The organism is Aeromonas sobria (assembly GCF_000820145.1).
In the GTDB taxonomy this organism is placed as follows: domain Bacteria; phylum Pseudomonadota; class Gammaproteobacteria; order Enterobacterales; family Aeromonadaceae; genus Aeromonas; species Aeromonas sobria.
On the sequence record NZ_CDBW01000013.1, the window covers coordinates 76258 to 98626 of the forward strand.

Genomic DNA, 22369 nt, shown 5'->3' on the forward strand with positions numbered 1-22369 from the left:
TTGCACCGGTTAGAAAGCAGCCAGCAGGCACGATCACACGACTTAATAGTGCTCAAGGCCGTATTTGTAGAGGGCATTCTTCTTCACACCGTGGATCTCGGCGGTCAGGGCGGCAGCTTTTTTCAGCGGCAATTCGGTCACCAACAGTCCCAGGGTACGGATCGCCTCGGCAGGGAGGTCCTCTTCATGCTTATTGGCCCCAGCAACCACCAACACGATCTCGCCGCGACAACGGTTATCATCCTCACCGAGCCAGGTCAGCATCTCGGAGGCGGGCAGGCCATGGATCGACTCAAAGGTTTTAGTCAGTTCGCGGCACACCACCACCTGACGCTCGCCGAGAATGCGCGCAATCGCTTCAACGGTATCCTGCACCCGGCGCGGCGATTCGTAGAACACCAGCGAACGGGTATCTTCGATAACCGCTTGCAGACGATCGTCACGGCCTTTGCTCTTGGCGGGCAGGAAGCCTTCGAAGGCAAAACGATCGGTGGGCAGACCGGCCGCGCTCAAGGCGGTAATGGCAGCGCAAGGGCCGGGCAGCGGCACCACCTTGACCCCTGCCTCGCGACAGCGGGTGACCAGGTGGTAACCGGGATCGCTGATGAGCGGGGTGCCAGCATCGGAGACCAGCGCAACACTCTTGCCCTCTTTGATCCGGCCGATCAGCACATCGGCCTTCTGCTGCTCATTGTGGTCGTGCAGAGCGAAGGTCGGCACCGAGATTTGGTAGTGGCTGAGCAGGATACCGGTATGTCGGGTATCTTCAGCGGCCACCAGATCAACACTGCGTAAAATGTTTAATGCACGCTGGGTGATATCCGCCAAATTGCCGATCGGAGTGGGGACTATATACAGGGTTGGGATGTCACTCATAGGATCTCCGAGTGTCCCGACAATTGTGTCGCCATATTGGCCCGTTTACACTATGGCTAACTTCAACACTGGTCGGGGAATGAACTTGAACCGGGTTACAAAGCAGCTAAGTGTATCACGACTCTTCGGCATCATACTCGCGGCAGTACTGCTCGCCGCCTGTGCGTCGGAGCCCAATCAACCGTCAGGGCAGTCAGGCATGCCCTCTGCGTTCTCCAATCTGACCAAGAATGCCCAGTGGTATCTTGAGCAGGTGGACCCGGCCAAGCCGGCCGAAGCCTTTACCTGGCAGATGCTGGCGGCCCGCAGTTATCTGGCGCTGGGCCAGGCCAAACCGGCCTCGGCACTGTTCCAGCAGCTACAGAAGCAGGCCAAGGACCCCGCCCAGAAGGCGCAGCTGCAACTGCTGCAAGCCCATCTGTTGCTGGCACAGGGCCACGCCAATCAGGCGCTGATCCTGCTGGAAGGCAAACCTGAGGTGGTGCTGGATGCCGATACCCAGAAGGATTGGTATCGCCAGCGCGTGGTGCTGCAGCTCGATATCAACAACAAGTTTGGCGCAGCCAAGTCGTTGATTGCACTGGAACCCTACCTCAATCAGAGCGAACAGGCGACCAACCATCAGCAGATCTGGTCGTTGCTCAAAAGCATGACCCCCTCCACCCTGCAAGCGCTGGAAGAGGCCCAGGCACCTGACGTGACCACTGGCTGGCTGCGACTGGCGGCACTGGTCAATGAGTTTGGCGCCCAGCCAAACCTGCTGGCCCGTCAGCTGGCAGGCTGGAAGCGTGACTTCCCCAACCATCCGGCCCAGAAGGATATGCCAGCAGGATTGGGCGATCTGGCTACCACTGCCAGTACCTCGGTGCAGCAGATTGCCGTGCTACTGCCGCTCTCCGGTAACCTGGAACCACAAGGATCCGCCATTCGCAACGGCATGCTGATGTCTTACAAGGAGAATCAGGGGCAATTCACCCTGAACTTCTACGACACCCAGAGCAAGGCGATTGGCGATCTTTACAAGCAGGCGATCCAGGAAGGGGCAGACATGATTATCGGCCCGCTGCTCAAAGATCGGGTCGAGGCACTGCTCCAGGCCAATCCGACCGTGCCGGTACTGGCGCTCAACGAGCTGGACAAGCCGATCGTCAACGACACCACTTACTACTTCTCCCTCTCAGCCGCAGCCGATGCTGCGCAGGCCGCCCAGTACCTCTACGCTCAAGGCTACCGCAAGCCATTGCTGATTGCCGCCCAGGGGCGGATCGGCTACGGCAGCATCAAGGCTTTCGAGCAGAGCTGGGCGACCCTGAGCCAGGATAAGCCGGTTGTTGCCACCTTTGGCGCCCGCAATGAAGTGCAGGGGATGGTCAAGAACGCCCTGAGCGGCCGCTCAACTGCCCGTGCTGGCGAGGTGGTGCAACTCTCTGATGCCGCACCGCGCAGCATAGATGCCGTTTATGTGGTGGCCAACAGCCTGGAAACCCGGATGATCAAGCCCTACGTGGATGTCTCGGTCAATCCGATGGGCAGCCTGCCCATCTACAGCAGCTCCCGTGGCTACGACAGCGCCGCCACCGAAGTCGCATCCGAGCTGAATGGCATGCGGATCGGTGACATGCCGCTGCTGCTTGGTGGTTATGAAACCCAGCGCGAACAGATTGCGCTACTGTGGCCACAGATCCAGGGTGACCTGCTGCGTCTGTTTGCCATGGGTTACGATGCCGTGAGTCTGGCAGAAAACCTGCAACAGATGCGCAAGGTCGGTGGCATGCAACAGGCTGGCATGAGCGGCCAACTGAGCGTGGATACCCAGGGCAATATCGTGCGGATGCTGAGCTGGGCCACTTACCAGAACGGCAAGCTGGTCGATGAGAACGCTGTTCAGCAACTGGAGGAGCCATCCAGTGAAGGAGCTATGGAAACGGATGCGCCAGCAATTGCAGAGCCTGTTCCCCTCAGCAACACCCAAGGGACAGCACTTTGAGCTAGTGGCTGAACGCTGGTTGCAAGCCCGCGGCCTGCAACCGGTAGCTCGCAACTATCGCTGTCGTGGCGGTGAGATAGACCTCATCATGCACCAGGGCCAGACCCTGGTGTTTGTTGAGGTGCGCTACCGGGCCAACAGCAGCCATGGCGGAGCCGCCAGCTCGGTCACCCGCGCAAAGCAGCGCAAGATCGTGCTGGCAGCGCGCCACTATTTAAAGCAACATGCCATCAACGAGGCTCATCAGGCCTGCCGATTCGATGTGATCGCGTTCGAGGGTGACCAGCCAGACTGGATCCAGAACGCATTTTAAGAGGACCCTATGACTGACCGCATTAAAGAAAACTACACCGAAAGCATCCAGACCAAGATAGCTGCCGCCGAGGCGCTGCCGGATGCCATCCATACGGCAGCCCAGATGATCACCATCTGCCTGCTCAATGGCCACAAGGTGCTGGCATGCGGTAACGGTCCTTCTGCCGCACTGGCACAGCTGTTTATCTCGGAGCTGGTCAACTGCTACGAAACCCAGCGCCCTTCCCTGCCCGGCATGGCGCTGACCGCCGATATGGCCACCATCAGTGCCATCGCCACCGATCACGGTTTTGAAGAGGTCTATGCCAAGCAGATCCGCGCACTTGGCCAACCGGGCGATATTCTGGTAGTAATCACCACCTCCGGCCACAGCCGTAGCCTGATCAAGGCCGCTGAAGCCGCCCTTTCCCGCGACATGACCATAGTCGTGCTGAGCGGTGGTGACGGTGGCGAGATGGCCGGCCTGCTGGGGCCCAACGATGTGGAGATCCGCGTCCCTTCCGCCCGTCGGCCTCGCATTCTGGAAGTGAACCTGTTGACCCTGCACTGTCTCTGTGATCTCATCGACCAGACACTTTTCCCGCAACAGGAAGATTGAACCAATGAACAAGCAGATCCTCATCCTTGGCATCGTCGCTGGCTCGTTGCTGCTGCAAGGCTGCGCCGCCGTGGTAGTCGGCGGTGCCGCGGGGACCGCCAAGGTTTCCGGCGATCGTCGCACCATGAGTGCCCAGTGGGATGACCAGACCATAGAGTTGAAAGCCGCCAACCAGCTGGCCGACAACAAGCCAATGAGCGCCACCAGCAAGATCAGCGTCTACAGCAACAATGGCCGTGTCCTGCTGGTTGGCCAGACACCTTCTGACGTTTACAAGCTGGAAGCAGGCAAAATTGTCGGTCGTATCGAAGGGGTACGGCATGTCTACAATGAGCTGCGCCTCGGACAACCGGCCAGCCTGACCACCCGTAGCAATGACTCCTGGATCACCTCCAAGGTAAAAGCCGACATGTTCGGTACCAAGAACTTCGACAGCGCCAAGGTCAAAGTCGTTACTGAAAACAGTGAAGTATTTCTGATTGGCCTGGTGACCCGACAGGAAGGGGAGCAAGCGGTAGAGATTGCCCGCCACGTTGATGGTGTGAAACGCGTCATCAAGGCATTCGAGTTCGCCCAGAACTGAGCCAAACCGGCATAAAAAAACGCAGCCCATCGGCTGCGTTTTTTATTTGATCACTGTCAGGGTCGGACGACCGCTTGGACGCGGCGGTTCGGGCTCTGGCTCCACCGGAGCTTCGGCCTGCTCCAGCCAAATATCATAACCAGGTTCGGGCGGAAACATAGTGCCCACGCCGTTCTCCCGGGCATGAATGGCCAACACAGCCGCCATCGGGATATAAACCTGCTGGGATACTCCGCCAAAACGGGCGCTGAAGCTGATGGCATCATTGTCCATGTGAAATTGCATCACGGCACGAGGCGCGATATTCAGCACAATCTGCCCATCCTGGGCAAACTGCATCGGTACCATCACATGAGGCAGGTTGACGTTGACCACCAGATGGGGAGTCAGGTCATTGTCCAGCAACCAGTCAAAGAACGCCCGCAATAGATAGGGGCGGCTCGGGGTCATTGTTGGCTCGCTACTCATACGCCAGAACGGATCTCGCGTTCAGCTTCGGTCAGGGATGCCTGGAAGGATTCACGTTCGAACAAACGAACCATGTAAGCCTTCAGCTCTTTGGCACCACGACCGGTGAGGTCAATACCCAGACTCGGCAAACGCCACAACAGCGGCGCCATGTAGCAATCAACCAGACCGAACTCTTCGCTCATGAAATAAGGCATTTCGCCAAAGATCGGGGCGATGGCCAGCAGATTATCACGCAGTTCGTTGCGTGCAGCGTCTACATCAGTTCCGGCCATGACCTTGTCAGCCAGGGAGTACCAGTCCAGCTCGATGCGATGCATCATCAGACGGCTGTTACCACGGGCAACCGGATAAACCGGCATCAGGGGCGGATGCGGGAAGCGTTCGTCCAGATACTCCATGATGATGCGTGAGGTATAAAGAGCAAGCTCACGATCCACCAGGGTCGGTACAGTGTTGTACGGGTTCAGCTCGGCCAGCTCATCCGGCAGGTTGGCTGGGTCAACCTGGCAGATATCCACGCTAACACCCTTCTCCGCCAGGACAATACGCACCTGATGGCTGAACATATCGTTGGCACCGGAAAACAGCGTCATTACCGAACGCTTATTGGCAGCTACAGCCATTGAACCCTCCCGTCATTAAAAAGCAGAAACGGCAATGAAGCATCTTGGTCTTCATTGCCGTGCATTATATTACCCACTTCTGGTCGCTTAGTGAACGTCGCGCCAGAATTCCTTCTTCAACAGCACAGTGAAGATGAAGAAGATTACGATGAAGCCAAGTACCCAGAAGCCCATGCGTTCACGCTCCTGTTGTACCGGTTCAGCCGAGTAGACCAAGAAGTTTACCAGATCCAGCACCGTCTTATCATACTCTTCATCATTCATTTCGCCATTACCGTCAGATTTGATACTGACAACCTGTTGGGTTTCCACTCCGTCGACCGTGTGAGTGGCGAACTCGGCACGGGGGGTTCCCTGCAGCGGCTCCAGCACATGGGGCATGCCCACGGACGGGAATACGGCGTTGTTCACGCCAAATGGGCGAGTCGGATCAACATAGAAGGAACGCAGATAGGTATAGATCCAGTCTGCTCCCCGCACTCGGGCCACCAGCGTCAGGTCGGGAGGCGGTGCACCGAACCACTTGGCAGCATCCTTCTCTGGCATGGAGATCTTCATTAATTCACCGATTTTAGCGCCGGTGAAAACAAGATTTTCCCTCATCAACTCTTCAGGAATACCCAGATCCTCTGCAACCCGGTTGTAGCGCTGATACTGCGTCGAGTGGCAACCAGCGCAGTAGTTCATGAAGGTTGTCACACCACGCTGCAAGGAGGCCTTATCACTCAAGTCGTACTCAGCCTTGTCCAGATGCACCGCCCCTGTATTGGCAAACACCAGTGACGGCAGCAGGGTCAGCACTGCAAATATGATTCTTTTCATTTGAATGTAACCCTCTCCGGCAGCGGCTTGGTGCTTTCGTTCTTGCTATAGAAGAACAGCAGGACAAAGAACCCGAAATAACCCAAGGTACAAATTTGGGCAATCAGCGTCAGCGTCGGCGTCGACGGCAGCACCCCGAGGATCCCCAGAATCACGAAGCAAACCACAAACTGGGCGATGTTCAGCTTGTGCAGCTTGCTGCGATAACGCACCGAACGCACCTTGCAGCGATCCAGCCAAGGCAGTAAAAACAGCACCACAATGGAAAGTCCCATCATGACGACACCCAGCAATTTGTCCGGTACCGCCCGCAAAATGGCGTAGAACGGCGTGAAGTACCACACAGGCGCTATATGCGCCGGGGTCTTCAGCCCATTTGCCACTTCAAAGTTAGGCTTCTCGAGGAAGTAGCCCCACATATCCGGCTTGAAGAAGATAACGGCGCAGAACAAGAACAGGAAACCTGCCACGCCAATCATGTCCTTCACCGTGAAGTAAGGGTGGAATGCCACCGCATCCAACGGCCAGCCTTTTTCATCCTTATGCTTCTTGATGTCGATGCCATCCGGGTTGTTGGAACCCACCTCATGCAGCGCCAGAATATGCATGGCAACCAGCATCACCAACACCAGCGGCAACGCGATGACGTGCAGCGCAAAGAAGCGGTTCAGGGTCGCACCAGAAATGACATAGTCACCACGGATCCACAGGGTCAGATCGTCACCAATGACCGGAATGGCACCAAACAACGAGATGATGACCTGGGCACCCCAGAAGGACATTTGTCCCCAAGGCAGCAGATAGCCCATGAAGGCTTCCGCCATCAGCACCAGAAAGATCAGCATGCCGAAGATCCACAGCAGTTCACGGGGCTTCTGATATGAGCCATAAATCATGCCGCGAAACATGTGCATGTAAACCACAACAAAGAAGGCAGAAGCACCGGTGGAGTGCATATACCGCAACAGCCAACCGTACTCCACATCCCGCATGATGTACTCAACCGAAGCAAATGCGCCTTCGGCGGAGGGGTTGTAGTTCATGGTCAGCCAGATGCCGGTGATGATCTGGTTGACCAGCACCAACATCGCCAGAGAGCCAAAAAAGTACCAGAAGTTCAGGTTTTTCGGTGCCGGGTACTTGGCCATGTGGTCGTTGTACATGGCAGTGAGCGGGAAGCGGTAGTCGATCCAGCCCATCAGTTTACTCAACATGGTCAGGCCTCCTTGCCATCGGCACCGACCAGAATGGTGGTGTCGCTAAGATATTGGTACGGTGGAATGACCAGGTTCAATGGTGCAGGCACCCCCTGGAACACACGACCAGCCATGTCGAATTTGGAGCCGTGGCACGGGCAGAAAAAGCCGGATGTGACTCCCTGTACCTGCTCGCCAAAGTTATCCGGCAAATACGAGGGTGAACACCCCAGATGGGTGCAAATACCCACAGCGACAAAAATCTCGGGCTTGATGGATCGGTAGCCGTTATGGGCATAGTCAGGCTGCTGTGGCTCTTCAGATGAGGGATCCCGCAGCTTGTCATCATGCGCAGCCAAGGCATCCAGCGTCTGTTTGGTGCGTTTTACCACCCAGACAGGCTTGCCTCGCCACTCGACACGGATGAGCTGACCCGGTTCCAACTTGCTGATATCGACTTCAACCGGCGCACCGGCTGCTTTGGCCTTGGCACTCGGATTCCATGATTTAATAAACGGCACTGCGGTAAACGCAGCTCCCACCCCGCCAACGGCAACCGTTGACCAGGTAAGAAATCTGCGGCGACCGGTATCAACTGGCGCATTGCTCATCCAAAAACTCTCCCATGTGGACTCCGCACATTCTTATAGTGTCCCTGTTCCCCATTTTTCCTGTGACAACAGCGGCGGAAGCTGGATTTACAATCGCCACAGAAAACAGGGTAAATTTTAAAGAAAATATAACAAGTTGACAAGAAAGAGAGGTGGGCAATGAAAACAATAAAGAAACAAATTTTTGTCTTTTGTGACGCGTGGTTAGCATTGATGTCGGTAATTTTACCAATAAAAAAAGCCTGGCAATTGCCAGGCTTTTTTGACACTCGAAAGAGCGAGTACCAGCAGCGAATTAACGCTTGGAGTACTGCGGACGCTTACGAGCTTTGTGCAGACCAACTTTCTTACGCTCAACCTTACGGGCATCACGAGTAACAAAGCCAGCTTTACGCAGTTCGGCACGCAGGGTTTCGTCGTACTGCATCAGAGCACGAGTAATACCGTGGCGGATCGCACCAGCTTGACCAGAGATGCCGCCACCGTTAACGGTGATGTACAGATCCAGTTTCTCGGTCATCTCAACCAGTTCCAGCGGCTGACGAACTACCATGCGGGCAGTCGGACGGCCAAAGTATTGCTCCAGGGAGCGCTGGTTGATGATGATTTTACCGCTACCCGCTTTGATAAATACGCGAGCAGTGGAGCTTTTGCGACGGCCGGTACCGTAGTATTGATTTTCTGCCATGTTGCCAGTTCCCGATTAGATATCCAGTACTTGAGGTTGCTGAGCAGCATGAGCATGCTCGGCGCCTGCGTAAACTTTCAGTTTACGGAACATGGCACGGCCCAGAGGACCCTTCGGCAGCATACCTTTGATAGCAGCTTCGATTACCATTTCCGGCTTACGCTTGATCAGCTTGTCGAAGCTGATTGACTTGATACCACCCGGGAAACCGGAGTGAGAATGGTAGATTTTATCGGTAAATTTCTTACCGGTTACATGTACCTTCTCAGCGTTTACAACGATGATGTAATCACCGGTGTCAACGTGCGGAGTATATTCAGCTTTGTGCTTACCACGCAGACGAGAAGCGATCTCGGTTGCGATACGACCCAGAGTTTTACCCTCTGCGTCCACAATGTACCAGTCACGTTTTACGGTTTCTGGCTTGGCAACGAAAGTTTTCATTAAGTTAAACCCAATTACCTGTTACAGACCCAATTGCTTATGGGGGCTCTCCCACAAACAACAAACGATGGCCTACCTGTACCCCTTCGAATACAAGTAAAGCTTAAAGTGTCGCTGTCTTATCGACAGCTGTAACGTGGGCCGGGCGATTATAAGTGAAGTTGCCTTAAATATCACCTGCTAATTTCACTGCCATGACACTAGCAAATCTCGCCCAGCCCTACCTGCCGCAGATGCCCATCCGACTGGCAGGCGCGGTATTGTGACTAAGGAAGGTGCTCTCTGGCAAGGTATTCGTGCGATTGCATTTCCTGAAGCCGCGAAAGACAGCGTTTGAATTCGAAATTCAGCAGCCCTTCGCCGTAGAGTTCTGTCATAGGAACCGCCGCCGATATGATGAGTTTTACGCGCCGTTCGTAGAACTCGTCGACCATAGCAATAAAGCGGCGGGCCGCGTCATCCGTGCCATTTCCCATTGGCTGCACATTGGCCAGCAGGACGGTATGACACAGTCTGGCCAGTTCGATATAGTCGTTCTGGGAACGGGGAGAACAACAAAGTTGCTCGAACTCCATGTAGATCACCCCTTCCCCCATCCCCAGTGACGTCAACTGACGATGATTGATCTCAACGCCCCCCTCGCGGGCTTCGGTTCCACCGGTTAATTGCTGAAAATAGTGATCAAGATTGCTTTTCGCCCGCACATCCAGCGGATAGTGATAAATCTCGGCCTGCTCCAGCGTGCGCAAGCGATAATCGACGCCACCATCCACGTTAAGTATCTCGCAATGGCGCTCGATAAGCGCGATCGCCGGCAGAAAACGGGCTCGCTGCAGCCCGTTGCGATAGAGATCCTGCGGCGGAATATTTGACGTGGCAACCAGCACCACACCGTGGCCAAACAGCTCCTGAAAAAGGGTGCCAAGCAACATGGCATCGGTGATGTCGGAGACAAAAAATTCGTCGAAACAGATGATGTCTGTCTCACTGGCAAGCTTGCTGGCAACCAGTTTGAGCGGATCAGGTTGGCCGCTCAACCCCTGCAGTTCATCATGGATCCGGTGCATGAAACGGTGGAAATGGCTGCGCATCTTGCGCGTCCCCGGCAAGCTATCGAAAAAAGTATCCATCAACCAGGTCTTGCCTCTGCCCACTCCACCCCACATATAGATACCAAGGACAGGCTCCGGTGGCGTGGGCTTTTGGAACCAGCCAAACAGCCCCCGGGATCTGGTCGGAGTCGGGCTCCGCTGCAAATCCTGATACAGTCGCTCCAGCCTGCTGATCGCCATCCCCTGCGCGGGGTCGGCCACAAGGCCGGGGCGCAGCAGATCCTGCTGGTATTTTTCCTGCGGTGTCATCCCTGAACGCCTCTCCAAGTCCCTGAATAGAGGACAAAATGGTATCACGGCCTCAGGACGCACGGTATAGTGCCATCAAGGCATGGCGGTTTTGCCAACCGCATAAACCCACACTGTTTTAGCTGTAACAAGGAGCATCTATGAGTCTGTTAACTGGGATCCTGCTGGCTGTCGCAGCCTTGATTATCGGTATCATCCTCGGTCGTTTTTCGGTACGTAGCCGTGATGCCGGTCGCCTGGAACAGGAGCTGAAAAAGGCCCACAAGGAGCTCGAAAGTTACCAGGGCCAAATCAACACCCACTTCGCCGATAGCGCTGCGCTGATGGAGCAACTTGCCGAGCAATATCAGAGCCTCTATCGCCACATGGCAGAGCAGAGTAAATTCCTGGCCAAAGCACAGGAACCGCTATTTCGTGAGTCACTGGTAGAAGAAACTCCAGCAAAAGTGGTCGACGAGCCGAGTATTCCGCCCCGTGACTATGCGGGCGCCTCTTCCGGGCTGCTCAAACAACCAAACTAGTTCCTCGAGGAACTAATCGACTACTCCCGTGGTCTGACCTTGACGATTGCAACGCAACTTTTTCTGGGAGCTGTTTTTCATATGCGTAAACCTCTTTCCTTGCTCAGTGTGCTAGCCCTCAGTGTCGGTATCGCCATGTCTGCGGCTCCTGCACAGGCTGCTCTGCCTTCCCTGTTAGGTTCAAATCAGGAGATGCCAAGCCTGGCGCCGGTTCTCGAACAGGTCACTCCGGCGGTGGTCAATATCTCGGTCTCTGGCAAAAAAATTACCCGCCAACGCCTGCCAGAACAGTTCAAATTCTTCTTCGGCCCCAACATGCCCGATGAGCAGGTGAGCGAGCAGCCGTTCCAGGCGCTGGGCTCAGGTGTCATCGTCGATGCCAAGAAAGGTTATGTGATCACTAACGCCCACGTGGTTCACGAGGCGGACGAGATCAAGGTAAACCTCAAGGATGGTCGTGAATATGCGGCCAAGAAGATCGGCGAAGACAAGCAGTCCGATATCGCCCTGCTGCAAATCAAGGCCGAGGATCTGGTGCAGATCAAGTTTGCCGACTCAGACGAACTGCGGGTCGGTGACTATGCCCTGGCGATCGGCAATCCCTTTGGTCTGGGTCAGACAGTGACCTCGGGGATCGTCAGCGCACTGGGCCGTAGCGGCCTCAACATCGAAAATCTGGAGAACTTCATCCAGACCGATGCGGCCATCAACTCCGGCAACTCGGGCGGAGCCCTGCTCAACCTGCGTGGCGAGCTGATCGGTATCAACACCGCGATCCTGGGTCCGAATGGTGGCAACATCGGCATCGGCTTTGCCATCCCGTCCAATATGGTGCGGGATCTCACCGAGCAGATCGTCAAGTTCGGCGAAGTACGACGTGGCCAGCTGGGCATTACTGGCACCGAGTTGACCTCCGACATCGCCAAGACCTTCGGTTACAACAAGAAGGATGGCGCCTTCGTTAATCAGGTCATGCCCGGATCATCGGCAGATAAAGCCGGGATCAAGGCGGGTGACATCATCATCAGCATCGATGGCAAAGCGGTTCGCTCCTTCGGGGAGTTGCGTGCCAAGATCGCCACCATGGGCGCTGGCAAGCAAGTCGAGCTGGGCCTGATCCGCGACGGCAAGCCACAGAGTGTCAAGGTGACCCTGAAACAGGCCGATGACACTGAAGTGCGCGCCAGCGCGCTCCACCCGGCACTGGAAGGGGCCAAGCTCAGCACCACCACTGACCCGGTTTCCGGCGTTGCGGTGACAGACATTGATCCCCGCTCACCTGCCGCCGCCTCCGGCTTGCAGAAAGGCGATATCATCATCGGAGTGAACCGCTTGCGCATCAACGCTCTGGGCGATCTGACCAAGGCGCTGAAGAACAAGCCTGACGTGCTGGCGCTGAACATCCAGCGTGGTGACTCCTCGCTCTATCTGGTGATCCGCTAGCACTCTGGTTATTCGCCAAAACCCCTCCATCACCCGCGGCCTTCACCGCGGGTGATTTTTATCCATCGATAGTGTTATTCTCTGCCCGCTGCCTGTCCGGATGAGAATCAAATGAAAATCCCCCCTTTAGTCAGTTACTTGGGCAAGTCGATCGGTTTTGGTTTGACCGTCGCTGCGCTGCTGTTGCTGCTGTTTCCCCATTTTCGCGGTGGTGCCCAACTGCCCGGCATCATCACCAATGCCCGTGAGTTAAGCTTCTCTTACGCCGCCCATCGGGCAGGTCCAGCCGTCGTTAACATCTATACTCGCAGCTTTGCGCCCAATCAGGGTAATCAGGGAGAGCTGCGCCCACAGGGGCTGGGGTCCGGTGTCATCATGAACCAGCGCGGCTATGTGCTGACCAACTACCACGTCATTGCCGATGCAGATCAGGTCATAGTGGCACTGCAAGATGGCCGGGTGTTCAGCGCCGAACTGGTCGGCACCGATCAGCTCACCGATCTCGCGGTGCTCTATATCGAGTCAGATAACCTGCCGGTGATCCCGCAAGACCCGGAAAGGCTTCCCGAGGTAGGAGATGTGGTGCTTGCCATCGGTAATCCCTATAACGTCGGCCAGACCATTACCCAGGGCATCATCAGCGCCACCGGCCGTACCGGCCTCTCCAGCATGGGCCCAGACAGCAATGGCCGTCAGGATCTGCTGCAGACCGATGCTGCCATCAACGAGGGGAACTCGGGTGGGGCCCTAGTCAACGGCCGTGGCGATCTGGTGGGCATCAACACCGCCACCTATCACCTCAACGGTAATCAGGAGAGCTATGGCATCAGCTTCGCCATCCCCTACCGGCTGGCAAAACGGATCATGGATGAACTGATCGCCAACGGCCGAGTGATCCGCGGTTATCTCGGGGTCTCCAGCGTCGAAATCAATCCCATCGTCGCGCGGATGATGAACCTCGGCGACCTGCGCGGTCTGGTGGTTGAGAGTCTGGATCCCAACGGCCCGGCGGCCAAAGGTGGTCTGCAGCGAGGGGATGTGCTGCTCAAGATCGATGGAGAAGCCATCAACGGCGTGCGCAGTGCCATGGACAAGATTGTCGAAAGCCGCCCTGGCACCAAACTGACTATCTCGGTATTCCGCTCCGGCAAGCCACTGGAGGTTGTGGTCACCATAGAAGAAGACCTGCGCTATCAGCAAAAGCTACAAAATAAAACAGCCCCGAGTGGGGCGACCGCCAGCTGATATTACCGCTCCACTCACCCTCACCAGGGCGGGCTACCGCCCTTGGTCCTTTTGCCTCTCCCTCATCCCGTGCAACACCGCGCATCAATCATTACCCGGCAGCACCACTGCAGGGACTGGAATTTGAACAAAAGGGAGATGTAAGCCAGCGTCAGGTGAATATCACCTCCATACACCCATGCCAACCTGCTCATCGAGAAACCTGCTGCCACAGGAGCACAGAAAAACAAAAGGCCATCCGCTAGGATGGCCTTTTGTCATTGAATTTGATGGTGCCCGGGGTCGGACTCGAACCGACACGATTATTCATCGGCGGATTTTGAATCCGCTGCGTCTACCGATTTCGCCACCCGGGCAACTGCGAGGGATTATACAAATGGAGCGATGCCATGCAAGGGGTTTTTCTATTGAACACGCTCGTTTGCTCATTTATTCAACGCCTTGCCGATACGGGGCCAGTTACATAGAATGCCGCCATCATCTTAATGGAATAAAAACGATGGCCAAGCCTAAACAAGTCCAACAAAAATCCCCCACACTCCCCCGATACCCGTCGGCCACTCTGCTGCGACGAATTGGTGCGCTGATCTATGATGCGCTGGTCGTGACCTCCCTGCTCATCATCGCCGGTTTTATCGGGATGGCAGTGGCAAAACTGCTGCTGGTCAGCGGTATGGCCAGCGTCCCGGCGGGCGAAGATACGGTCTGGTTGCTGACCCGCCACCCCCTGAGCCTGATCTATACCCTGTGGCTCGCCTTTGTTGTCTGCGGTTTCTACACCTGGTTCTGGACCCGCGCTGGCCAGACCATCGGTATGCGCGCCTGGCGCCTGCGTATTCAGAACGAGGATGGCAGCCATATCCGTGTCACCCAGGCGCTGATCCGCCTCGCCACCGCCGCCTTTGGGCTGGGCAACCTGATGTGCCTGTTCAACCGCAAGCAACCACGCGCCTTCCAGGATATCTGGGCCGAGTGCGAGGTCATTGTGTTGAGCAAGCAAGAGAATCTGGAGCTGCTAAACAAGTAATTCCGAAGCAATGTAGCAACGAAAGAGGGCACCAAAAGGTGCCCTCTTTGCATGGTCGCGCCACGGCTTACTGCTTGCGACTGAGAATGTAGAAAGAGATACCGCCAAACAGCAGGCTGGGGGCGACGGCAGCCAGGATCGGCGGCACCGCGTAGACCAGACTGACGGGACCAAATACCCGATCGCTGACATAGACGGCGAAGCCGGTCATGATCCCCATCAGCATCCGCGCGCCCATGCTCACCGAGCGCAACGGGCCGAAGATGAACGAGGAGGCCAGCAGGATCATCGCCACCACCGAGAGCGGTGACAGCAGCTTGCGCCACATCTCCAGCTTGTAACGACCGGCATCTTGCTTGTTGGCGTCCAGATAACCTATGTAATCACGCAGACCTGAGACCGAGAGATTTTCAGGATCGATACTCACCACCCCCAGCTGTTTGGGGGTCAGCTCGGAGTTCCACTCCATCTGGGCATGCTGCTCGCTGTTGATCTGCGCAGGGTCGTCGAAGCGAGTGACCTGAGTCTGTTTGAGCAACCAGTGGTGCTGGTCAAACACCCCTTCTTGCGCCTGTACCACATCGATCAACTTGCGCTCGGGGGTAAAGCGATAGAGGGTGATGCCGGTCAGAGCACCATCATTGCGCACCCCGTTGATATTGACGAAGTTGTTGCCATCGCGGGCCCACACCCCGTAGGCGGAGACCGTCAATCGCCCCTCGGAGATAGCACCGGCACGGATATCATCCGCCATCCGCTTGGCGATAGGGGCCACGTACTCACCCATCAGCCCCACCAGCAGCATCAGCGGAATGGCGGTCTTGAGCGCGGCCATCACGATACTGATCTTGGAGCGGCCCGCAGCCTGCATCACTACCAGCTCGGAGCTGGTCGCCAGCTGGCCTAAACCGATCAGGCCGCCAAGCAGCGCCGCCAGCGGGAAGAACAGCACCGCCTCCTTGGGCATGGAGAGCAGCACATAGTAGAGGGCATTGATCATGTCATAGTTGCCATCACCGACCGACTTGAGCTGCTCCACATACTTGATGAGCGCAGCCAGGCCAACCAGGGTGATTTCGCACAGCAGGATCGACATGAAAATGACCCTACCGATATATCTGTCGAGAATGCCAAACATCAGCAGAAGTTCCTATGTTGCAGCATCATGCTGATTTTCTGTTGAAATAACGGCCCTTCACCCCGTTCCACCAGCTGGTACCCTGCACATTGAGGGGCAAGCCGATAAACAGCAGGTAACCGAGCGGCACCAGGAACATCCCCGGCCAGTAGGGCAAACGACCGCTGTCGATGGCCGAGCGGGCCGCGCTGAGCAGCAGGAAGTAAGAGAGATAGAGCATGATGGCCGGCAGCAGTTTGGCATAGCGCCCCTGACGGGGGTTAACCCGCGCCAGCGGTACCACCAGCAGAGTCAGCACCGGAATGGAGAGGGGCAGCGACAGACGCCACTGCAGCTCCGCCATCATGCTGTTGTCCTGAGTACCGAACAGCTCCAGAGTCGGTTTAGCCGCCGCCTTGCGGTTGGAACGCTCCAGCTCTTGCTGGCGGATCACCAGACCATATTCGCTAAAATCGGAGACCTGGAACTGCTTGCCGGAGAAGTTTCCCTCGTAGCGGGAACCATCTTTGAGGGTCAGCCACTGCAGACCGTTCTCATCGACCGTCACCACCCCTTCGGTCGCCACCACCACCGAGGGAGGATTGTTTCCCTCCGCCCGCTGCAATACGAAGATTTTCTGCAGTTTTGAACCGTTTTCGTTCAAATCCTGGATATAGGCAACCAGGCGCCCCTTGTCGAGCTCCATAAAGCGGCCTGCCTGCAGGAAGGAAATCCCCGGATCCGCCTTGAACTCGTCGATCACCTGATACTCGCGTTCCTTGGCTTGCGGGGCGATCCAGCCGGTATTGAAGGCGGCGACGGCGGCAGTCAGCAACGCCAGCAGCATGGCGCTGCGCATCACGAAACGGTGACTGAAACCCACCGCATGCATCACCGTCATCTCGCTTTCGGCATAGAGACGCCCGTGGGCAAACAAGATGGCTAAAAAGAGACTGATTGGCAGCATCAACAGCGCCATATTGGGCAAGTTGAGCAGCAACAAGGTAGATACCAGCCGTGTCGGTACCTCACCATCGGCGGCATCACCGATAATCTTGATAAATTGTTGGCTGACAAAGATAAGCAGCAATACGAAGAGCACTGCCAGCTGGGTTTTCAGGGTTTCCCTGAACAAATATCGGAATACGATCACAGTCATTCCCAAGTAAACTTGTGTTTTTAGTCGAATGCCTGAAAAATAGGGCCGTATATTGGATTTTTACCAGTTTGAACTGCGGAGCCTGTGGCTGTTCGCTCCGCCTCTGATACCCCAACAAGCACCGCATTATTCAATAAAAGGTGCCTTTTGTCTTTAGGATGTAGGAGATTCCATGGAGTTCAGTGTAAAGAGTGGCAGTCCTGAGAAGCAACGTAGCGCCTGCGTCGTGGTCGGCGTATTCGAGCCTCGTCGCCTCTCTCCGGTTGCCGAACAACTGGACAAGATCAGCGATGGCTATATCAGTTCGCTGCTGCGCCGTGGCGACCTGGAAGGGAAACCAGGCCAGATGCTGTTGCTGCATCAAGTACCGGGCGTGCTCAGCGAGCGCGTACTGCTGGTCGGATGCGGCAAGGAGCGGGAACTCGACGAACGCCAGTACAAGCAGATCATCAACAAGACCATCACCACCCTCAACGAAACCGGTTCAATGGAAGCGGTCTGCTTCCTGACCGAGTTGCACGTCAAGGGCCGGGATACCTATTGGAAGGTACGCCAGGCGGTAGAAACCACCAAGGCGGGCCTCTACAGTTTCGATCAGTTCAAGACCAACAAAGCCGAACCACGTCGCCCGCTGCGCAAGCTGGTATTCAACGTGTCGACGCGTCGGGAACTGACCATTGGTGAAAAAGCCATCGCCCACGGTCTGGCAGTAGCCAAGGGTGTGCGGGTCTGTCGTGATGTGGCGAACATGCCGCCCAACATCTGCAATCCGGCTTATCTGGCCTCCCAGGCCCGTCGTCTGGCCGATGCCTTCGACAACATCACCACCAAAGTGATCGGTGAGCAGGAGATGGCCGAACTCGGCATGAACTCCTATCTGGCGGTGGCTCGCGGCTCCGATAACGAAGCCATGATGGCCATCATCGAATACAAGGGCAACGCCGATGCCAAGCCCATCGTGCTGGTCGGCAAGGGTCTGACCTTTGACTCCGGCGGCATCTCCATCAAACCGGCCGATGGCATGGACGAGATGAAGTACGACATGGGTGGCGCCGCCTCCGTGCTGGGTACCATGCATGCGCTGGCCCAGCTGCAACTGCCGATCAACGTGATTGGTGTGCTGGCTGGCTGCGAAAACATGCCCGGTGGCAACGCCTATCGCCCGGGTGACATCCTCACCTCCATGTCCGGCCAGACCATCGAAGTGCTCAACACCGATGCGGAAGGTCGTCTGGTACTGTGCGATGCGCTGACCTATGTCGACCGCTTCGATCCGGAAACCGTGATCGACGTGGCGACCTTGACCGGTGCCTGCGTCATCGCGCTGGGTCACCACACCTCGGGTCTGCTGGCCAACCACAACCCGCTAGCCCATGAGCTGCTCAACGCCTCCGAGCAGGCTGGCGATCGCGCCTGGCGTCTGCCGCTGTTTGACGAGTATCAGGAGCAGATCGACAGCCCGTTTGCCGATATGGCCAACATCGGCGGTCGTCCGGCCGGTACCATCACCGCAGCCGCCTTCCTGTCACGCTTCACCAAGAAGTACAACTGGGCCCACCTGGATATCGCCGGGACCGCCTGGAAGAGTGGCAAGGATAAAGGCTCTACCGGTCGTCCGGTGCCCCTGCTGACCCAGTTCCTGCTGAACAGGGCTGGCGTGGATATCGAAGAGAAAGAGTAACTCCCCTGCCCCTTCCGATGGCTGCATCGGAAGGGTTGGCGTTACCCTGAACCACAAGGAAGAGGCCTGCCTCTTCCTTGTTTCATTGTTGTTTCAGTGAGATGCAGACGGGAAATCCCCCGTCAGCCTCTGCGGCGGTCAATAGTCCGTCACCGCAAAACGGGATCCACCTGATGAGCCAAGTGACCTTTTACCTGATGAACGAACCGGATGACGCACAGGCCTCCGCGGTCGAGCGGCTCGCCTGTACCCTGGCGGCCGAGTCGTGGGGCGCGGGCCATCTCTATCTGTTGTGTGACGATGAAGCCCAGGCCCTGCGCCTCGACGAGCTGCTGTGGCAACTGCCACCGGAGCGCTTCGTACCCCATCAGTTGCAGGGCGAAAGCGGCATGGCACCGGTGGAAATTGGCTATCAGCCGCCGAAACGGCGCTATGCCCGCCTCATCAATCTGGCCAGACAGACACCTTTGTTTGCAGGACACTTCGCTCAAGTGGTAGATTTTGTCCCCACTGATGAAACTCAAAAGCAGCAAGCCCGCGAGCGCTACAAGCACTATCGCCAGGCAGGCCATACCCTCGAGATGAGGGAGCAGCCCGTCCTTGCCGCACCGGATCCGGCGCAGCCCTGACTGCAACCTATTGATCTAAAACATAATCAACACCAGACTCCATCCATCCAGATTACGGCGAGACCATGGAAAAGACTTTTAATCACAATGCCATCGAACAGGCGCTCTATCAGCACTGGGAATCCCAGGGTTACTTCAAGCCCCACGGCGACACCAGCAAAGACTCCTACTGCATCATGATCCCGCCGCCGAACGTCACCGGCAGCCTGCACATGGGTCACGCCTTCCAGCAGACCCTGATGGACACCCTGATCCGCTACAACCGCATGCAGGGCAAAAACACCCTGTGGCAGTCAGGTACCGACCACGCCGGTATCGCCACCCAGATGGTGGTTGAGCGCAAGATCGCTGCAGAAGAGGGCAAAACCCGTCACGATTACGGCCGTGATGCCTTCATCGACAAGATCTGGCAATGGAAGGAAGAGTCCGGTGGCACCATCACCCGCCAGATGCGCCGTCTGGGCGACTCGGTGGATTGGGAGCGTGAGCGCTTCACCATGGATGAGGGTCTCTCCGCCGCCGTGCAGGAAGTGTTTGTCCGTCTCTACGCAGATGGCCTGATGTACCGCGGCAAGCGTCTGGTGAACTGGGATCCGAAACTCAACACCGCCATCTCCGATCTGGAAGTGGAAAACCGCGAGATCAAGGGCCACATGTGGCACCTTCGTTACCCGCTGGCCAACGGCGCCAAGACCGCCGAAGGTCAGGATCACCTGATCGTCGCCACCACTCGTCCGGAGACCATGCTGGGCGATACTGCCGTGGCAGTGAACCCGGAAGACCCGCGCTACAAGGCGCTGATCGGCCAGCACATCCTGCTGCCGCTGGTGAACCGTCTGATCCCCATCGTCGCCGATGAACACGCCGACATGGAGAAGGGCACCGGTTGCGTGAAGATCACCCCGGCGCACGACTTCAACGATAACGAAGTGGGCAAGCGCCACAGCCTGCCGATGATCAACATCTTCACTCTGGACGCCCATGTGCGTGCCGAGGCCGAAGTGGTCGACACCAACGGCAACCCCTGCACCGCCTACGACGCCGCCCTACCGGCCGAGTTCGCCGGTCTGGAGCGCTTCGCTGCCCGCAAAGCCATCGTGGCCAAGCTGGATGAGCTGGGCCTGTTGGCCGAAATCAAGGATCACGTACTGCAACAGCCCTACGGCGATCGCGGTGGCGTGCCCATCGAGCCGATGCTGACCGACCAGTGGTACGTGCGCGTGGCACCGATGGCCAAGACCGCCATCGAAGCGGTGGAAGATGGCCGCATCCAGTTCGTGCCGAAGCAGTATGAAAACATGTACTTCTCCTGGATGCGCGACATTCAGGACTGGTGCGTCTCCCGTCAGCTGTGGTGGGGTCACCGCATCCCGGCATGGTATGACGACGCTGGCAATGTCTACGTGGGCCGTGACGAGGCGGAAGTGCGTGCCAAGCACAGCATCCCGTCAGTGACCACCCTGCGTCAGGACGAAGACGTGCTCGACACCTGGTTCAGCTCCGCCCTGTGGACCTTCTCCACCCTGGGCTGGCCGAACAACACCGAAGCACTCAAGACCTTCCACCCGACCGACGTACTGATGAGCGGCTTCGACATCATCTTCTTCTGGATTGCCCGGATGATCATGATGACCATGCACTTCATCAAGGACGAAAACGGCCAGCCGCAAGTCCCGTTCAAGACCGTCTACATCACTGGTCTTATCCGTGACGAAGAAGGCCAGAAGATGTCCAAGTCCAAGGGCAACGTGCTGGATCCCCTCGACATGATCGACGGCATCTCGCTGGAAGATCTGCTGGAGAAGCGCACCGGTAACATGATGCAGCCGCAGATGGCCGAGAAGATCGGCAAGCGTACCGCCAAGCAATTCCCGGAAGGGATTGATGCACACGGTACCGACGCCCTGCGCTTCACGCTGGCAGCGCTGGCCTCTACCGGTCGTGACATCAACTGGGACATGAAGCGCCTGGACGGCTACAACAACTTCTGCAACAAGTTGTGGAACGCCTCCCGCTATGTGCTGATGAACACCGAAGATCAGGATTGCGGTTTTGCCGGGGGCGAAATGCAGTTCAGCCTGGCGGATCGCTGGATCCAGTCCCAGCTGCAAGTGGCCATCCGTGACTTCCGTACCGCCCTCGATACCTATCGTTTCGATATCGCCGCTGGCGTGCTGTACGAATTTATCTGGAACCAGTTCTGTGACTGGTATCTGGAGCTGACCAAGCCGGTACTGGGCAAGGGTTCCGAGGCTGAGCAGCGCGCTGCCCGCCACACCCTCGTCAACGTACTGGAAACCCTGCTGCGTCTGGCGCACCCGATCATCCCGTTCATCACCGAGACCATCTGGAAATCGGTGGCACCGCTGGCTGGCGTGCACGCCGACACCATCATGATTCAGGCCTTCCCGGAATTCGACGCCGCCAAGGTGGACGAAACCGCGATGGCGGATCAGGAGTGGGTAAAGGAGTTCATCGAAGGGGTGCGTAACATCCGCGCCGAGGTGAACGTAGCGCCCAGCGTCGGTCTGAACGTGCTGCTCAAGTGCGATGCCAAAGATGCCCAGCGCGCCGGTGACAACGAGGCCTTCCTCAAGTCCCTGGCCCGTCTGGAGTCCATCCGCGTGCTGGCGGACGGTGAAGTGGCCCCCCTGTCAGTGAAGAAGCTGATCGGTGCCACCGAGCTGATGATCCCGATGGCCGGTCTCATCGACAAGGACGCCGAACTGGCCCGTCTGGCCAAAGAAGTGGCCAAGCTGGTTGGTGAGTGTGGCCGCATCGAAGGCAAACTTGGCAACGAAGCCTTCGTCGCCAAGGCGCCGGAAGCGGTCATCGCCAAAGAGCGCGAGAAGCTGGAAGATTACCGTCTCCAGCTGACCAAGCTGGAAGCCCAGCAAGCCGAGATCGCCGCCCTGTAATACGGCGTACCGCGCGCAACAGACACTCCTCTACCTGGAGCTCTGTCTGACCTA

The 22369-nt window shown here is 57.0% G+C and carries 22 protein-coding genes and 1 tRNA gene; 11 read left to right on the forward strand and 12 right to left on the reverse strand.

The window, feature by feature from the left end; all coding sequences use genetic code 11:
• Positions 1-42: 42 nt before the first annotated feature.
• Positions 43-876, reverse strand: coding sequence for a 16S rRNA (cytidine(1402)-2'-O)-methyltransferase (gene rsmI / locus BN1135_RS06000; protein WP_042019593.1), 834 nt, complete (start codon positions 874-876; stop codon positions 43-45).
• 199 nt (positions 877-1075) lie between these two features.
• Between rsmI and BN1135_RS06005 the strand changes: the two genes are divergently transcribed.
• Genes BN1135_RS06005 through dolP form a run of 4 tightly spaced genes read left to right on the forward strand, consistent with a single transcriptional unit; the run spans position 1076 to position 4359 of the window.
• Positions 1076-2863, forward strand: coding sequence for a penicillin-binding protein activator (locus tag BN1135_RS06005; RefSeq protein ID WP_042019595.1), 1788 nt, complete (start codon positions 1076-1078; stop codon positions 2861-2863).
• Positions 2805-3176, forward strand: a complete 372-nt coding sequence (locus BN1135_RS06010; protein ID WP_042019596.1) for a YraN family protein — start codon at positions 2805-2807, stop codon at positions 3174-3176. Before BN1135_RS06005 ends, BN1135_RS06010 begins: the two co-directional genes overlap by 59 nt.
• Before the next feature lie 9 nt (positions 3177-3185).
• Positions 3186-3776: a D-sedoheptulose-7-phosphate isomerase gene (locus BN1135_RS06015; protein WP_042019598.1), complete on the forward strand. Its 591-nt coding sequence runs from the start codon at positions 3186-3188 to the stop codon at positions 3774-3776.
• A 4-nt stretch (positions 3777-3780) separates the two neighbouring features.
• Entirely contained in the window at positions 3781-4359 is a 579-nt protein-coding gene (dolP, locus tag BN1135_RS06020) for a division/outer membrane stress-associated lipid-binding lipoprotein (protein WP_042019599.1), read from the forward strand.
• Between the two features lie 42 nt (positions 4360-4401).
• Here dolP and BN1135_RS06025 read toward each other — a convergent pair whose 3' ends face one another.
• From BN1135_RS06025 to zapE, 8 genes are all read right to left on the reverse strand, one after another.
• Complete coding sequence (locus BN1135_RS06025; RefSeq protein WP_042019602.1) at positions 4402-4827, reverse strand: ClpXP protease specificity-enhancing factor; 426 nt, start codon at positions 4825-4827, stop codon at positions 4402-4404.
• Positions 4824-5453, reverse strand: a complete 630-nt coding sequence (sspA, locus tag BN1135_RS06030) for a stringent starvation protein SspA (RefSeq protein ID WP_042019603.1) — start codon at positions 5451-5453, stop codon at positions 4824-4826. Before sspA ends, BN1135_RS06025 begins: the two co-directional genes overlap by 4 nt.
• Before the next feature lie 87 nt (positions 5454-5540).
• Positions 5541-6275 (reverse strand): cytochrome c1, encoded by a 735-nt coding sequence (locus BN1135_RS06035; RefSeq protein ID WP_042019606.1) that lies wholly within the window; start codon positions 6273-6275, stop codon positions 5541-5543.
• The gene (locus BN1135_RS06040) at positions 6272-7489 is read right to left on the reverse strand and encodes a cytochrome b (protein ID WP_042019607.1); all 1218 of its coding nucleotides are present in this window, start codon (positions 7487-7489) and stop codon (positions 6272-6274) included. Before BN1135_RS06040 ends, BN1135_RS06035 begins: the two co-directional genes overlap by 4 nt.
• A 2-nt stretch (positions 7490-7491) precedes the next feature.
• Positions 7492-8082 (reverse strand): ubiquinol-cytochrome c reductase iron-sulfur subunit, encoded by a 591-nt coding sequence (petA, locus tag BN1135_RS06045; protein ID WP_042019608.1) that lies wholly within the window; start codon positions 8080-8082, stop codon positions 7492-7494.
• A 295-nt stretch (positions 8083-8377) separates the two neighbouring features.
• The gene (gene rpsI, locus BN1135_RS06050) at positions 8378-8770 is read right to left on the reverse strand and encodes a 30S ribosomal protein S9 (RefSeq protein WP_042019610.1); all 393 of its coding nucleotides are present in this window, start codon (positions 8768-8770) and stop codon (positions 8378-8380) included.
• Positions 8771-8785: 15 nt separating this feature from the next.
• Positions 8786-9214, reverse strand: coding sequence for a 50S ribosomal protein L13 (gene rplM, locus BN1135_RS06055; protein WP_042019612.1), 429 nt, complete (start codon positions 9212-9214; stop codon positions 8786-8788).
• A 266-nt stretch (positions 9215-9480) separates the two neighbouring features.
• On the reverse strand, positions 9481-10575 hold the full coding sequence (gene zapE / locus BN1135_RS06060) for a cell division protein ZapE (RefSeq protein WP_042019614.1): 1095 nt from the start codon (positions 10573-10575) through the stop codon (positions 9481-9483).
• A gap of 140 nt (positions 10576-10715) precedes the next feature.
• On the opposite strand from zapE, the gene BN1135_RS06065 reads away from it, so the two are divergent.
• From BN1135_RS06065 to degS, 3 genes are all read left to right on the forward strand, one after another.
• Positions 10716-11096 (forward strand): Z-ring associated ZapG family protein, encoded by a 381-nt coding sequence (locus tag BN1135_RS06065; protein ID WP_042019615.1) that lies wholly within the window; start codon positions 10716-10718, stop codon positions 11094-11096.
• Between the two features lie 81 nt (positions 11097-11177).
• Positions 11178-12539 carry a Do family serine endopeptidase gene (locus tag BN1135_RS06070; protein WP_042019616.1) on the forward strand — a complete coding sequence of 454 codons (1362 nt, stop codon included), beginning with the start codon at positions 11178-11180 and terminating at the stop codon, positions 12537-12539.
• A gap of 111 nt (positions 12540-12650) precedes the next feature.
• The gene (gene degS / locus BN1135_RS06075) at positions 12651-13784 is read left to right on the forward strand and encodes an outer membrane-stress sensor serine endopeptidase DegS (protein WP_042019618.1); all 1134 of its coding nucleotides are present in this window, start codon (positions 12651-12653) and stop codon (positions 13782-13784) included.
• Positions 13785-14054: 270 nt separating this feature from the next.
• On the opposite strand, the gene BN1135_RS06080 is transcribed toward degS, so the two are convergent.
• Positions 14055-14140 (reverse strand) — tRNA-Leu (locus tag BN1135_RS06080).
• A gap of 143 nt (positions 14141-14283) precedes the next feature.
• Between BN1135_RS06080 and BN1135_RS06085 the strand changes: the two genes are divergently transcribed.
• A complete protein-coding gene (locus BN1135_RS06085) occupies positions 14284-14811 on the forward strand; it encodes an RDD family protein (RefSeq protein WP_042019620.1) in 528 nt (175 codons plus the stop codon).
• A 67-nt stretch (positions 14812-14878) separates the two neighbouring features.
• Here BN1135_RS06085 and lptG read toward each other — a convergent pair whose 3' ends face one another.
• On the reverse strand, positions 14879-15949 hold the full coding sequence (gene lptG, locus BN1135_RS06090; RefSeq protein ID WP_042019621.1) for an LPS export ABC transporter permease LptG: 1071 nt from the start codon (positions 15947-15949) through the stop codon (positions 14879-14881).
• A gap of 25 nt (positions 15950-15974) precedes the next feature.
• Positions 15975-17087 (reverse strand): LPS export ABC transporter permease LptF, encoded by a 1113-nt coding sequence (lptF, locus tag BN1135_RS06095; protein ID WP_042019622.1) that lies wholly within the window; start codon positions 17085-17087, stop codon positions 15975-15977.
• Between the two features lie 172 nt (positions 17088-17259).
• On the opposite strand from lptF, the gene pepA reads away from it, so the two are divergent.
• The 3 genes from pepA (at position 17260) to BN1135_RS06110 (ending at position 22315) form a co-directional block, all read left to right on the forward strand.
• The gene (gene pepA / locus BN1135_RS06100) at positions 17260-18768 is read left to right on the forward strand and encodes a leucyl aminopeptidase (RefSeq protein WP_042019624.1); all 1509 of its coding nucleotides are present in this window, start codon (positions 17260-17262) and stop codon (positions 18766-18768) included.
• A 173-nt stretch (positions 18769-18941) separates the two neighbouring features.
• On the forward strand, positions 18942-19397 hold the full coding sequence (locus BN1135_RS06105; protein ID WP_042019626.1) for a DNA polymerase III subunit chi: 456 nt from the start codon (positions 18942-18944) through the stop codon (positions 19395-19397).
• A gap of 65 nt (positions 19398-19462) precedes the next feature.
• Positions 19463-22315 (forward strand): valine--tRNA ligase, encoded by a 2853-nt coding sequence (locus BN1135_RS06110; protein WP_042019627.1) that lies wholly within the window; start codon positions 19463-19465, stop codon positions 22313-22315.
• The last annotated feature ends 54 nt before the right edge of the window (positions 22316-22369 follow it).

Coding starts and splice junctions, on each gene's coding strand:
- BN1135_RS06105 (WP_042019626.1), top strand. CDS start 18,942: ATGAGCCAAGTGACCTTTTACCTGATGAACGAACCGGATGACGCACAG.
- BN1135_RS06025 (WP_042019602.1), bottom strand. CDS start 4,827: ATGAGTAGCGAGCCAACAATGACCCCGAGCCGCCCCTATCTATTGCGG.
- BN1135_RS06010 (WP_042019596.1), top strand. CDS start 2,805: ATGCGCCAGCAATTGCAGAGCCTGTTCCCCTCAGCAACACCCAAGGGA.
- rplM (WP_042019612.1), bottom strand. CDS start 9,214: ATGAAAACTTTCGTTGCCAAGCCAGAAACCGTAAAACGTGACTGGTAC.
- sspA (WP_042019603.1), bottom strand. CDS start 5,453: ATGGCTGTAGCTGCCAATAAGCGTTCGGTAATGACGCTGTTTTCCGGT.
- BN1135_RS06070 (WP_042019616.1), top strand. CDS start 11,178: ATGCGTAAACCTCTTTCCTTGCTCAGTGTGCTAGCCCTCAGTGTCGGT.
- lptF (WP_042019622.1), bottom strand. CDS start 17,087: ATGACTGTGATCGTATTCCGATATTTGTTCAGGGAAACCCTGAAAACC.
- BN1135_RS06015 (WP_042019598.1), top strand. CDS start 3,186: ATGACTGACCGCATTAAAGAAAACTACACCGAAAGCATCCAGACCAAG.
- degS (WP_042019618.1), top strand. CDS start 12,651: ATGAAAATCCCCCCTTTAGTCAGTTACTTGGGCAAGTCGATCGGTTTT.
- rsmI (WP_042019593.1), bottom strand. CDS start 876: ATGAGTGACATCCCAACCCTGTATATAGTCCCCACTCCGATCGGCAAT.
- zapE (WP_042019614.1), bottom strand. CDS start 10,575: ATGACACCGCAGGAAAAATACCAGCAGGATCTGCTGCGCCCCGGCCTT.
- rpsI (WP_042019610.1), bottom strand. CDS start 8,770: ATGGCAGAAAATCAATACTACGGTACCGGCCGTCGCAAAAGCTCCACT.
- BN1135_RS06110 (WP_042019627.1), top strand. CDS start 19,463: ATGGAAAAGACTTTTAATCACAATGCCATCGAACAGGCGCTCTATCAG.
- BN1135_RS06085 (WP_042019620.1), top strand. CDS start 14,284: ATGGCCAAGCCTAAACAAGTCCAACAAAAATCCCCCACACTCCCCCGA.
- BN1135_RS06040 (WP_042019607.1), bottom strand. CDS start 7,489: ATGTTGAGTAAACTGATGGGCTGGATCGACTACCGCTTCCCGCTCACT.
- petA (WP_042019608.1), bottom strand. CDS start 8,082: ATGAGCAATGCGCCAGTTGATACCGGTCGCCGCAGATTTCTTACCTGG.
- BN1135_RS06035 (WP_042019606.1), bottom strand. CDS start 6,275: ATGAAAAGAATCATATTTGCAGTGCTGACCCTGCTGCCGTCACTGGTG.
- lptG (WP_042019621.1), bottom strand. CDS start 15,949: ATGTTTGGCATTCTCGACAGATATATCGGTAGGGTCATTTTCATGTCG.
- dolP (WP_042019599.1), top strand. CDS start 3,781: ATGAACAAGCAGATCCTCATCCTTGGCATCGTCGCTGGCTCGTTGCTG.
- BN1135_RS06005 (WP_042019595.1), top strand. CDS start 1,076: ATGCCCTCTGCGTTCTCCAATCTGACCAAGAATGCCCAGTGGTATCTT.
- pepA (WP_042019624.1), top strand. CDS start 17,260: ATGGAGTTCAGTGTAAAGAGTGGCAGTCCTGAGAAGCAACGTAGCGCC.
- BN1135_RS06065 (WP_042019615.1), top strand. CDS start 10,716: ATGAGTCTGTTAACTGGGATCCTGCTGGCTGTCGCAGCCTTGATTATC.